The organism is Parviterribacter multiflagellatus, from assembly GCF_056863265.1.
The window spans coordinates 182,305-194,793 of sequence record NZ_JBXPIZ010000002.1 but is presented as its reverse complement, the minus strand read 5'-3'; the positions used below and the strand labels follow the sequence as shown (position 1 = coordinate 194,793).

Genomic DNA, 12,489 nt, shown 5'->3' with positions numbered 1-12,489 from the left:
ACCACCGTCCGGCAGACACGCCCGCGTCCGGAGAAGTCCGCAACCACGAGCGCCCCGGATACGGATGCCGGAGCGCCAGGCCCGAGGGACGATCGGTGCGAGAGCCATGCAGACCGCGACCCCTCAGCGCACGCACGAGGCTCCCGCGGCGGCAGCGGCGGCGCGAGCGGGCACGGCCGTGACGGTCGTGGTCAACGCCAACGCGAGCTCGGCGCCGGCCGGGCGGCGCCTCGCGCGCCTGCTCGAGGCCGTGCGGGCCGCGGGTGGCGACGTCGATCTCGCGGTCACGTCGTCGCTGGAGGAGCTCGCCGACGTCCTGCGCCGGGACGACGGCCGGCGCGTCGTGCTGTGCGGCGGCGACGGCTCGGTCCACGCCGCGGTCAACGTCGGCGTCCCGCCGCGCGACCTGGCCCTCATCCCGTGCGGGAAGGCGAACAACGTCGCCCGCAGCCTGGGCATCCCGGTCGACGTGCCCCGCGCGGCGGCGCTCGCGGTCACGGGCGCGGTGCGGCCGGTCGACCTGATGGCCGCCCAGACGCCGGACCGGCGGCGGCTCGTCGTCGAGAGCGTGAGCGCAGGGTTCCTCGCCCAGGCCCGCGTCCGCTACCACGCGGGCAACTCCGGCGACGTGCTGGCCGGGCTCTCCGCGGGCATCCACGCGCTCGCGAGCTTCCACCCGCTCGCCGCCCACGTCGTCGGCCCGGACGGCGAGGCGCACGTCCCCTTGGCGCAGCTGTTCGTGGCCAACCTGCCGCTCTACGAGTTCGGCCTGCACGTCGCGCCCGGCGCAGATCCCGCGGACGCGACGCTCGACGTCGTCGGGATCGAGGCGCCGACCCGCCGAGCGGTGATCGCGATGGTCGCCGAGCTGCGGCGCGGCACCGCGTTCGCCCACCCCGGCACGCACCGGTGGCGCGCCGCGACGGTCGAGCTGCGGACCGGCGGGCGCACGCCGATCGTCGCCGACTCGCTCGACCTCGGGCCCGGTCCCGTGCGCCTGACGGCCGTCCCGGCGGCGCTCAGGCTGGTCCGGCCATGACGGCGGTCGCGCACGCTGCGCGGCTGCGCGCCCGGGCCCGCCGTGTCGCGCCGTTCGGGGTCGGGCCGCTCGTCGCGTTCAGCGCCGTGGCGGTGGGCGCCGGCCTGGGCCGCGGGCTCGTGACCACGTACCTGCCGGTGCTGCTGGAGCGCATCCGCGACGCGCCCGGGCTGATCGGCACGGTCATGCTGGTGAACACGGTCGCGGGCTTCGTGGTGCCGCTCGCGATCGGCGCGTGGAGCGACCGGCTCCGCGCCCGCGGCCACGGGCGGACGCTGCCGGTGGTCCTCGGCGGCACGCTGGTCGCGGCGGGCGGCCTCCTCGCGGTCGGGCTGGGCCACGCGAGCTCGTACTGGGCGCTCGCCCTCTGCGCCGCGATCGCCTACTTCGGCCTGAACGCGATGACCACGGGCCACCGCGCGCTCATCCCGCAGACGTACGGTGAGGACGAGCGCGGCGCGGCGACGGCGGGGGAGGAGCTCGCGATGCTCACGGGCACGCTCGCCGGGGTCCTCGCCGGCGGCGTCCTCGTGGAGGTCGCCGGCTGGGCGCCCTTCGCGCTCGGCGCGATCGTCCTGCCGCTCCTGGCGGTGCCGACCGTGCGGCAGATGCGCGGGCGTGAGCAGCCGCCCGGCGCCGATGACGCGCCGCCGCCCAGGAGCGTGCGCGACCTGTGGCGGGCGGCCTGCCGCCCGGGCGCCCGTGCGGTGCTCGTCGCTCAGGGCCTGTGGGTGCTGGGGTACGTCGGGCTGCCGCCGTTCTTCATGCTCTACGCCGAGCGGGAGCTGGGGCTGCGCCCGAGCGTCGCCGGCGCCGTGCTGGCCGTCTTCGGGCTGGTGACCGGCGCGGCGGTCCTGGCCTCCGGCGCCGTCCGTCCCGCTGCCCACAGCGCGGCGTGCTCGCGGCGGGCGCCGCCGTCATGGGCGGCGGGCTGCTCGCGGTGGCCCCCGCGTCGTCGCTGGTGGCCGCCGTCCCCGGCCTGCTCGCCGTCGCCGCCGGGTTCGGGGTCCTCACGACGCTGGGCTTCGCGGTCTACTCGGCGGCGATCCCGCCGGGGGAGGAGGGCACGTTCAGCGCCCTGTACTTCGCGGTCCGCTCGGTCGCCAGCGCCGTCGCCCTGCCCGTGGCCGGCTGGACGATCGACGTGAGCGGGAGCTACCGCGCGCTGTTCGTCCTCGGCGCAGTGCCGACGCTCGCGGCGCTCGTGCCGCTCGGCCATGCCGCCCGGCCGCCGTGGCGGCGGTGGGGACGTCGCGCGCTGCCGTACCTCCTGCTCGTCGCCGCGACCGCGCTGGCGCTCGCCGGCGGGGTCTTCGTCCAGCGCACCGAGCTGCTGCTGGCCGACGAGGCGGTGTTCCGCGCGCTCGCCGGGTTGGGTGAGACGCCGCAGGTCGTCGACGCCCTGCTGGTCGATCCGCACATCCGCAACTACGCCCTGATCGCGCTGCTGACCGGCGCGGTCGCGTGGCGCCGCCGGAGCGAGCCGCGGCGCGCCGTGGCCGACGTCGTGCTCGCCGGGCTGCTGGCGTACGCCGCCGTGCGGGCGTGCTGGCTGGTGTGGGAGCGGCCCCGGCCGGAGGAGCTGCTGGGCACCACGCCGGCGAACGGCCACGCGTGGGCGGACTACCCGTCGTTCCCGAGCGGCCACGTCGCGGTGACCACGGCGCTGGCGGTCGCGGCCGGCGTGCGCGTCCCGCCTCTGCGCTGGTGGCTCGCGGGGTTCGCGGCGATCATCGCGGTGACGCGCGTGACGTACGGTGCGCACTTCCCGTCGGACGTCCTGGCGGGGCTGGTCCTCGGCGCGCTCGCGGGGGCCGTCGCGGTCGACCCGGCGGGCGTGCGCGCCGCGGTGGCGCGGCGCTGGCGGCGGCCGTCCCCGGTCGCGCTGCGGCGGGTGGCGCGCGTCTGGAGCGCGGCGGCGATCGGCGGCTACGCGCTCCTGGCGTGGACGCTCGGGCCGCCCGCGGCGCCCGCGGGCGGGCTGCTCGACGACGCGCTCCAGCACGACCTGCAGCTCGCCCTGCTCGCGGTGAGCGCCGCCTGCGTCGCCGTGGCGTGGCGGCGTGACGTGGCGGGCGCGCTGCTCGTCGTGCTCGCCGCCGCGCTCGGGATCTTCGCCGCGGTGCAGTACACGCCGGGCTTCGCCGCGCTCGCGGTGGCGGCGCTGGGCGTCCCCGGCGTGCTGTTCCTGGTCGCCTGGGCGCGCGGGCGACGGCCGGCCGCGCTCGGCCTCGTCGGCGCCTTCGCGCTGGGCGTCCTCGCCGCAGGCGCGGCCGGCGCCGTCGCCGCCTACGACGCGGTGTACGGCCCCGCCCACCCGCAGTCCACGACGGCCGCCGCGCCGTCCGGCCCGGTCCGTTGGGCGTGGGCCGGCGCCGTCACCACGGACGGGTTCGCGGTCACCGTGCGGCTCCAGGCGGCGGGGCAGGTGCGCCTGCGCGTGGCCGAGCGCGGGGAGGCGCTCGACCGGCCGGTGCGGACCTCGCGCGCCGTCGCGGTGAGCGACGCCACCGACGGCCTGGCGACGCTCCAGGTCCGCGGGCTGCGGCCGGACGCGGCGTACGACTACGGCATCGAGGTCGACGGCCGCCTGGTCGACGGTCGTGAGGGCACGGTCCGGACGTTCCCCGCCGGGCCGGCGTCCTTCACGCTCGCGGTCGGTGCGTGCGCGCGCACCGGCTCGAACGGCGCGGTGTTCGACGCGACCCGCGCCCGCGATCCGCTGATGTTCCTCGTCACCGGCGACCTCTTCTACGGCAACGTCGACGACGACGCCCCGACGCGGATCCTCGACCAGTACGACCGGGCGCTCTCGCCGCCCGCGCCCGCGGCGCTGTACCGGCACGCGCCGATCGCGTACACGTGGGACGACCACGACTTCGGCGGCGACGGCGCGAGCAGCACGACGCGGTCGCGGCCGGCGGCGACGGCCGTCTACCGTCAGGCCGTCCCGCACTACCCGCTGCCGGCGGGCACGGACGGGGCGATCTACCAGGCGTTCGACGTCGGCGCCGTCCGGGTGCTCATGCTCGACACACGCGCCGACCGGATCGAGGGTCGCACGATGCTCGGCGCGGCGCAGAACGCCTGGCTGCGGCGGGAGCTCCTGCGCGCACGCGACCACGCGAAGCTCACGATCCTCGTCAGCTCCGTCCCGTGGATCGCGGACGCCGAGCCGGGCGCCGACCACTGGGGCGGCTACGCGGACGAGCGGCGCGCGCTGTCGCGGTTCGTCGCCGACCACGGCATCCGCAACCTCCTGATGCTGGCCGGTGACGCGCACATGGTCGCGCTGGACGACGGCAGCCACACCGACTACTCCGGCACCGGCCGGGCGGGCTTCCCGCTCCTGCACGCCGGCGCGCTCGACCGGCCGGGGCACGCGAAGGGCGGCCCGTACAGCGGCGGCGCGTTCCCCGGGGCGGGGCAGTACGGGACGGTCCGCGTGGAGGATCAGGGCGACCGGCTCGCGGTGACGCTCGAAGGCTGGCGGTACGACGGGCGGCGCCTGGTCGCGCACCGCTTCACGACCGAGCCGGTGGGCCGATGAGGCGGCAGGACGTCGCCGCGCTGATGCCGTGCTGCGGCGCGCCGCCGGCCGGGGACCTGCTGGCCGCGGTGCGCGCTCAGGTCGGCGCGCTCGTGGTGGTGGACGACGGGATGCCGCCGTGGACGGCCGACGAGCTCGACACACGGGCCGCCGCGCTCGGCGCCGACGTCGTGCGGCTTCCGGTTCGCCGCGGCAAAGGCCACGCGCTCGCGGCGGGGCTGGCCGCGCTGCGGGAGCGCCGGCGGCCGCCGGCCGCGGTGCTCACGATCGACGCCGACGGGCAACACCCGCCCGCGGCGATCCCGAGCTTCCTCGAGGCCGCCGCCACGGCCGACCTCGTGATCGGGGACCGGCTGGCGGACCCGCGCGGGATGCCGCTCGTGCGCTGGACGGCCAACACGTGCTCGAGCGCGCTGCTCTCGCTGGCCACGCTGCGGTTCGTGCCCGACGGCCAGTGCGGGATGCGCGTGCTGACGCGGCGCGCGCTGGAGGACGTCCCGTTCCGGGGTGGGGGGATGGAGGCGGAGACGCTGCACCTGCGGCGCTGCCTGGCCGCCGGCGTGCCGGTGGCATGGGTCGCGATCCCCGCGCTCTACGACGGCGAGGCCAGCGCGTTCCGCCACGTGCGCGACAGCGTCGCCGTGCTCGCCGCGACGTTCGCGCCCCGGCGCTGACGCTGGAGCGCGCGGCGGCGCGCCAAGTGACCGCGCTCACACGCCAGCGCGTGTTCGAACGTGCCGCTCGCAACGACCGTTCGTAACACGTTCGCACAAGCAAAACGCCTGCAAAAGCAGCTCAACAAGAACTTCGCTTGACACGTCTGTGATGAGCTGATGTGATCGTTCCTGTTCGTTACGGAGAGGGAATGGGTCAAAGCGAACAGGAACTCACAGAGGGTCGGTCGATGCTCGCCGACGCGCGCCGCACGGCGATCCTCACGCTGCTCAAGGCGGCCGGGTCGGTGTCGGTCGCGGAGATCGAGGCGCAGTTCGGCGTCTCCTCGATGACCGCGCGCCGCGATCTCGCGGAGCTCGAACGTCGAGGGGTAGCACGACGGACCCACGGCGGCGCGGTGCTGCCGTCGATCACGGCGCACGAGGACTCGTTCGCGTCGCGGCTCGACCGCGAGCCGCTCGCCAAGCAGCTGCTCGGCCAGCGGGCCGCCGACATGGTCCGCGAGGGGGAGTCGCTCTTCCTCGACGGCTCGTCCAGCGCCTACCACGTCGCCAAGGCGCTCGCCGAGCGCGGCACGCACTGCACGATCATCACGAACTCGCTCCCGATCATCGACCTGATCGGGACGCTGCCCACGCCCGGCATCGACCTCGTCGGTGTCGGCGGAACGCTGCGCCGCCTGACGAGCTCCTTCGTCGGCCCGCTGGCCACGCGGACGGTCGACGCGCACGTCGCAGACCGCCTGTTCTTCAGCGCCAAGGGCGTCTCCCGCGAAGGTCTGCTGACCGACGCGGACGCGCTCGAGGCGGAAGTGAAGCGCGCGATGATCGCGCGCGCCGGGGAGGTGACCCTGCTCATCGACGCCACCAAGCTGGAGTCGCGCGGCCTCAACGTCATCACGACGCTCGCCGACGTCCAGACCGTCCTCGCCCACGGCGTGGGCAACGACGACCTGCAGACCCTGAAGCTCGCCGGGCCGACGGTGCTCAAGGTCGCGGAGAGCGCCGCATGAGCGCCGCCGCCCCGATCCTCGAGCTCGACCGCGCGAGCAAGTCCTACGGCGCCGTCAAGGCGCTCGTGGACGGCACGCTGGCGATCGCGCCCGGCGAGGTCCGCGCGCTGATGGGCGAGAACGGCGCGGGCAAGTCGACCGTCGTCAAGGTCCTCGGCGGCGTCGTCCGCCGCGACCAGGGCGACATGCGCATCAACGGCGAGCCGGTCGACTTCCACAGCCCGACCGACGCGCGCGCCGCCGGCATCGCGGTCATCTACCAGGAGCCGACGCTCTTCCCCGACCTGTCGGTCGCGGAGAACATCGCGATGGGCCGCCACCCCCTCAAGCAGGGCCGGCGCATCGACTACAAGCGGATGGAGGCCGAGGCGCAGGAGCTGCTCGACCGGCTCGGCGTCAAGCTCAAGTCCGACCGCCCGGTCCGCGGCCTCTCCATCGCCGACCAGCAGGTCGTCGAGATCGCCAAGGCGCTGTCGTTCGACGCGCGCGTCCTGATCATGGACGAGCCGACGGCGGCGCTCTCCGGCCCCGAGGTCGAGCGCCTCTTCAAGGTCGTCCGGACGCTCAAGGAGCGGGGCGCCGCGATCCTCTTCATCAGCCACCGGCTGGAGGAGGTGTTCGCGATCTGCGACACGGTCACCGTCATGCGCGACGGGGCGGTCGTGTCGGACGCCAACACCGCCGACATCACCTCCGACGAGCTGGTGCGCCGCATGGTCGGCCGCGAGCTCGACGCGCTCTTCCCCAAGGAGGTCGCGGAGATCGGCAAGCCGCTCCTGCAGGTCGAGCGCCTCACGCGCGAGGGCGTCTTCACCGACGTCTCCTTCGAGGTCAAGGCGGGCGAGATCGTCGCCCTCGCCGGCCTCGTCGGCGCCGGCCGCTCCGAGGTCGCCCGCGCGATCTTCGGGATCGACAAGGCCGATGGCGGCTCGGTCACAATCTGCGGCACGAAGCTCCCCAACGGCAAGCCGACCGCCGCGATGGCCGCCGGCCTGGCGTTCGTCCCCGAGGACCGCCGCCAGCAGGGCCTGGTGATGGAGCTCTCCATCAAGCGCAACGCGACGCTGACCGGCCTCAAGCGCCTCTCGAAGTTCGGTCTCCTCGGGGGCGCGGCGGAGCGCGCGCAGGCGGCCGAGTGGGCCGAGAAGCTGCGGCTCAAGTTCCACTCCCTCGACGACGAGGTCGGCACGCTCTCCGGCGGCAACCAGCAGAAGGTCGTCCTCGCCAAGTGGCTCTCCACCGAGCCGCGCGTGCTGATCGTCGACGAGCCCACCCGCGGCATCGACGTCGGCACCAAGGCCGAGGTCCACCGCCTGCTGAGCGACCTCGCCGGTCAGGGCCTCGCCGTCCTGATGATCTCCAGCGAGCTGCCCGAGGTGCTCGGGATGGCCGACCGCGTGCTCGTGATGCACGAGGGCCGGCTGACCGGCGAGCTGTCCCGCGACGAGGCCGACGAGGAGCGCGTGATGCGCGCCGCGACCGGCCAGCTCCAGGAGGCCGCCGCATGAGCGCGCTCCCCGCCAACGCGCCGCTGCCGGAGACCCCGGCCGACTCCGGCGAGAAGGCCCACCGTCTCACCGAGACGATCTTCCGCGTGCGCGAGCTCGGCATCATCGTCGCGCTCGCCGTGCTCGTCGGCTTCACGGCGATCATGGAGCCGCGGTTCGTCGAGGCCGACAGCCTCCGCAACCTCGCGCTGAACGCGTCGATCTTCGCGATCCTCGCCGCCGGCCAGACGCTCGTCCTCATCACGCGCAACGTCGACCTGAGCGTCAGCTCGGTGCTCGGTCTGACCGCGTTCATGAGCGGCACGCTGCTCTCCAACTCGCCGGGGACGCCGATCGTCGTCGTCCTGCTGCTCGGGTTCGCGATGGGCGCGGTCGCCGGCGCGATCAACGGCTGGCTCGTGACGTTCGGCAAGGTGCCGGCGCTCGTCGTCACGCTCGGCACGCTCTACATCTTCCGCGGGATCGCGTTCCTGTGGACCGACGGCCGCCAGGTGAACGCCGAGACGCTGCCCGACGGCTTCCTCGACCTCGGCACCCAGACCCTCCTCGGGATCCCCGTCCTCGCGCTGATCGCCTTCGTCGTGGTGGTCATCGTGGGGGCGGGCCTCCGGGACCTGCGCTCGGGCCGGGAGCTGTACGCGATCGGGTCCAACCCCGACGCGGCGCGCCTCGCGGGCGTGCGCTCCGACCGCCGCGTGTTCACCGCGTTCGTGCTGTGCGGCGCCCTCGCGGGCCTGGCCGGCGTGCTCTTCACCGCGCGCTTCGGCACGGTCGACGCGACGGCGGGCACCGGCTACGAGTTCACGGTCATCGCGGCGGCGGTGGTCGGCGGCGTCGCGATCTTCGGCGGCGTCGGCACCGTCTACGGCGCGGCCATCGGCGCCGTCCTGCTGAGCACGATCACGTCGTCGCTGATCGTGCTGAAGGTCGACGCGTTCTGGCAGCAGGCCGCCATCGGCGCGCTGCTGCTGGTCGCGATCGCCTTCGACCGCTTCGTCGGGCTCCGCCTCGACGCCGCCCTGCGACAGAGGAGCGCACGCCGTGCCGGCTGACCTCACCACCGCGCCGGCGCCGCCCGCGCCGCCTGCGACCACCGCCGACCGCCGCCCGACCGGGCTGAACTGGCTGCGCTGGGAGACGCTCATCATCGCGCTCCTGGTCGTGACCGCGTTCGTCGGCCAGGGCCTGTCGAGCGAGTTCCTCAGCTGGGACTCGCTCACCACCGGGTCGCTGGACCTGAGCGAGGTCGCGCTGATGGCGCTGCCGCTCGCGCTGGTGATCGTCGCGGCGGAGATCGACCTGTCGATCGCGTCGGTGCTCGCGCTCTCCAGCGCGATCATGGCCGAGCTGTGGAACGCCGGCCTGCCGCTCGAGCTGATCATGCCGATCTGCCTCGTCGTCGGCGCGCTGTGCGGCGCGTTCAACGGCTTCCTCGTGACCCAGCTCGGGCTCCCGTCGCTGGCCGTCACGATCGGCACGCTCGCGCTGTTCCGCGGCCTCGCCTACGTCGTCATCGGCGACCAGTCGGTCACCGACTTCCCGACGACGTGGACCGACCGCGCGTTCGGCAACTTCGCCGGCACCGCGATCCCCAACACGATGATCCTGTTCGGGATCCTCGCGTTCTTCTTCGCGACGCTCCTGCACTACACGGGCTTCGGCCGCTCGATCTACGCGATCGGCGCGAACGAGGAGGCCGCGCGCTTCTCCGGCATCCGGGTCAAGCGCGTGAAGATGTGGCTCTTCGTGATGTCCGGGACGGTCGCCGCGCTGGCCGGCATCGTCATCTCGCTGCGGAACTCCACCGCGGCGGCCAACGTGGGCGTCGGGTTCGAGCTGACGGCGGTCACCGCGGTCGTGCTCGGCGGCGTCTCCATCTTCGGCGGTCGCGGGACGATCGCCGGTGTGGTCCTGGCTCTCTGCCTGGTCGGGGGGATCCAGAAGGCCCTGACCCTCAGTGAGTCGATCTCGACCTACTGGATCCAGATCGTGACCGGCGCGCTGCTCATCGGCTCCGTGCTCGGCCCGAACCTCGTGCAGCGTGCGCGGGAGGCACGTGCGCACTCACCCCGGTCCCGCGGCACGTGGCCGTCGCGCTCCGGGGCCTCTCAGACCAGGCCACAGGAGGAGAAGGCATGACCCTGTCCCGCATTCCGCGGATGCTGGCGGTGCTGAGCGCGCTGCTGGCGGTCGCGATGTTCGCCGTCGCGTGCGGTGAGACGAAGGACGACAGCAGCGAGTCGTCGGCGAGCGGCGGCAACTCGAGCGAGACGACGGCGGCGGCCGATCCGAACGCGGAGATCAAGTCCGGGCTCAAGACGGTCTCGATGCCCAAGCAGCTCGGCAACCCCTACGAGGAGATCGAGCACGGCGGCGTGACCAAGGCGCTGGAGGAGCTCAAGGGCTCCAACCGCGTCGTCGGCCCGACCGACGCCGGCGCGTCGTCGCAGGTCCCGCTCATCAACTCGACCGTCCAGCAGAAGCCGGACGCGATCATCATCGCCGGCAACGATCCCGACGCGGTGGCGCCGGCCCTCAAGCAGGCCGCCAAGCGCGACATCAAGGTCGTCGCCATGGACTCGGACGTCGCCAAGGACGCGCGGACGCTGTTCATCAACCAGGCCGAGTCCGAGCAGATCGGCCGTGACGAGGTGAAGATCCTCGCCGAGCAGATCGGCGAGAAGGGCGAGATCGCGATCCTGTCGGCGACGGCGAACGCGACGAACCAGAACGCGTGGATCGAGTTCATGAAGGACGAGCTCAAGAACTACCCGGACATGAAGCTCGTCAAGGTCGCGTACGGCGACGACGACGACCAGAAGTCCTTCCAGGAGACCCAGGGCCTGCTGCAGGCGTACCCGAACCTGAAGGGCATCATCTCGCCGACGACGGTGGGCATCTCCGCCGCCGCCCGCTACCTGTCCGACTCCAAGTACAAGGGCAAGGTCGCGCTGACCGGCCTCGGCACGCCGAACCAGATGCGCAAGTTCGTCAAGGACGGCACGGTGAAGGAGTTCGCGCTCTGGAACCCGGAGGACGTCGGCTACCTCGCCGGCTACGCCGCCGCGGCGCTCGCGTCGGGCCAGATCACCGGCGCCGAGGGCGAGAAGTTCAAGACCGGCAAGCTCGGCGAGCACACCATCGGCAAGGACGGGGAGATCATCCTCGGCCCGCCGACCCGGTTCAACAAGGACAACATCGACGACTTCGACTTCTAGTCGTCATGGCGACCAGCACCACCACCCCGAGCTGGTCCGCCGCTGATGGCCGCCGGCCCGCGCCTCGTGCGCGGGTCGGGGTCTTCGGCATCGGACTCCATGCCTACTGGGCCCAGTTCGAGGGCCTGTACGAGCGCTGCGTCGGCTACCAGCGGCGCGTGGAGGAGCGGATCTCCGCCCTCGGCGCCGAGGTCGTCTCGGCCGGGCTGGTCGACACCGCGCAGGGCGCCCGCGAGGCGGGCGACCTCTTCGCCTCCCAGCAGGTCGACATCGTCTTCTGCCACGCCGTCACCTACGCGACGTCCAGCCAGGTCCTGCCTGCGCTCCAGGCCGCGAAGGTCCCCGTCGTCCTGCTCGGCCTCCAGCCGACCAAGACGCTCGACTACGAGCGCACGGGCACCGGTGACTGGCTGGCCAACTGCGCGTCGTGCTGCGTGCCGGAGATCGCCGGCGCCTGCACCCGCGCGCGCATCCCGTACGACACCGTCGCCGGCACGATCGAGGACGACGAGCGCGCCTGGCGCAAGGTCGGCGCCTGGGTCCGCGCGGCCGCGGTCGCCCGCGACGTGCGCCGCTCGCGCATCGGCTTCCTCGGGCACACGTACCCGGGGATGCTCGACATGTACTCCGACTTCACCGCCGTGCACGCGCAGCTGGGCGCGCACGTCGAGGTGCTCGAGATCGACGACCTCGGCGCGCGCGTCGCGCAGGTCACAGGCGAGGAGCTGGCGGCCAAGCGCGAGGAGATCGCGGGCGCGTTCGCGTTCGCCGATCCGTCGTCCGACCCGATCGCCGGCCCGATCGAGGAGGAGCAGCTCGACTGGTCCGCCCGCGTCGCCGTCGGCCTGGACAAGATGGTCGCCGACTTCGAGCTCGACGCGCTGACGTACTACTACCGCGGCGTCGACGGCAACGAGGCCGAGCAGCTCGGCGCGGGCGTCATCGTCGGCAACTCGCTCCTGACCGCCCGCGGCGTCCCGACGGCGGGGGAGGGCGACCTGAAGACGAACGTCGCCCAGCTCCTCCTCGACCGGCTCGGCTCCGGCGGGTCGTACACCGAGTGGTACGCGATCGACTTCGACGAGGGCTTCCAGATGATGGGCCACGACGGCCCGGCCCACATCGCGATCGCCGAGGGCCAGCCGACGCTGCGCTCGCTCAAGCTCTACCACGGCAAGCGCGGCGCGGGTTTGAGCGTCGAGACGAAGGTCAAGTACGGCCCCGTCACGATCGTCGGCTGCACGCAGACCGCCGAGGGCAAGCTCAAGCTGATCGTCGCCGAGGGCGAGTCCGTCCCGGGCGCGACGTTCAAGGTCGGCAACACGAACTCGCGCATCGAGTTCGACCTCGGGCCGGCCGAGTTCTTCGAGCGCTGGTGCGAGGAGGGCCCGACCCACCACGTCGCGCTCGGCGTCGGCCACGTGGCCGAGGAGATCAAGCGGATCGCGCAGCTGCTCGACCTCGAGCACGTGCGCGTCCAGGCGTAG

10 protein-coding genes are annotated in these 12,489 nt (G+C 73.6%); all 10 read left to right on the top strand.

Going from position 1 to position 12,489, the window contains the following annotated elements:
- Positions 1-106 precede the first annotated feature (106 nt).
- The 10 genes from AC1UE5_RS04420 to AC1UE5_RS04375 all read left to right on the top strand — a co-directional run bounded on the left by AC1UE5_RS04420 (position 107) and on the right by AC1UE5_RS04375 (position 12,489).
- A complete protein-coding gene (locus AC1UE5_RS04420) occupies positions 107-1,039 on the top strand; it encodes a diacylglycerol/lipid kinase family protein (protein WP_482920866.1) in 933 nt (310 codons plus the stop codon).
- Positions 1,036-2,187, top strand: a complete 1,152-nt coding sequence (locus AC1UE5_RS04415; RefSeq protein ID WP_482920865.1) for an MFS transporter — start codon at positions 1,036-1,038, stop codon at positions 2,185-2,187. Before AC1UE5_RS04420 ends, AC1UE5_RS04415 begins: the two co-directional genes overlap by 4 nt.
- On the top strand, positions 2,163-4,589 hold the full coding sequence (locus AC1UE5_RS04410) for an alkaline phosphatase D family protein (RefSeq protein ID WP_482921486.1): 2,427 nt from the start codon (positions 2,163-2,165) through the stop codon (positions 4,587-4,589). Before AC1UE5_RS04415 ends, AC1UE5_RS04410 begins: the two co-directional genes overlap by 25 nt.
- The gene (locus AC1UE5_RS04405; protein WP_482920864.1) at positions 4,586-5,263 is read left to right on the top strand and encodes a glycosyltransferase family 2 protein; all 678 of its coding nucleotides are present in this window, start codon (positions 4,586-4,588) and stop codon (positions 5,261-5,263) included. Before AC1UE5_RS04410 ends, AC1UE5_RS04405 begins: the two co-directional genes overlap by 4 nt.
- A 230-nt stretch (positions 5,264-5,493) precedes the next feature.
- A complete protein-coding gene (locus AC1UE5_RS04400; RefSeq protein ID WP_482920863.1) occupies positions 5,494-6,276 on the top strand; it encodes a DeoR/GlpR family DNA-binding transcription regulator in 783 nt (260 codons plus the stop codon).
- On the top strand, positions 6,273-7,784 hold the full coding sequence (locus AC1UE5_RS04395) for a sugar ABC transporter ATP-binding protein (RefSeq protein WP_482920862.1): 1,512 nt from the start codon (positions 6,273-6,275) through the stop codon (positions 7,782-7,784). Before AC1UE5_RS04400 ends, AC1UE5_RS04395 begins: the two co-directional genes overlap by 4 nt.
- Positions 7,781-8,836 (top strand): ABC transporter permease, encoded by a 1,056-nt coding sequence (locus AC1UE5_RS04390; protein ID WP_482920861.1) that lies wholly within the window; start codon positions 7,781-7,783, stop codon positions 8,834-8,836. The genes AC1UE5_RS04395 and AC1UE5_RS04390 overlap by 4 nt, the downstream gene beginning before the upstream one ends.
- Positions 8,826-9,923 (top strand): ABC transporter permease, encoded by a 1,098-nt coding sequence (locus tag AC1UE5_RS04385; RefSeq protein WP_482920860.1) that lies wholly within the window; start codon positions 8,826-8,828, stop codon positions 9,921-9,923. The genes AC1UE5_RS04390 and AC1UE5_RS04385 overlap by 11 nt, the downstream gene beginning before the upstream one ends.
- Positions 9,920-11,002 carry a rhamnose ABC transporter substrate-binding protein gene (gene rhaS, locus AC1UE5_RS04380; protein WP_482920859.1) on the top strand — a complete coding sequence of 361 codons (1,083 nt, stop codon included), beginning with the start codon at positions 9,920-9,922 and terminating at the stop codon, positions 11,000-11,002. The genes AC1UE5_RS04385 and rhaS overlap by 4 nt, the downstream gene beginning before the upstream one ends.
- A 5-nt stretch (positions 11,003-11,007) precedes the next feature.
- Positions 11,008-12,489 (top strand): L-arabinose isomerase family protein, encoded by a 1,482-nt coding sequence (locus AC1UE5_RS04375; protein ID WP_482920858.1) that lies wholly within the window; start codon positions 11,008-11,010, stop codon positions 12,487-12,489.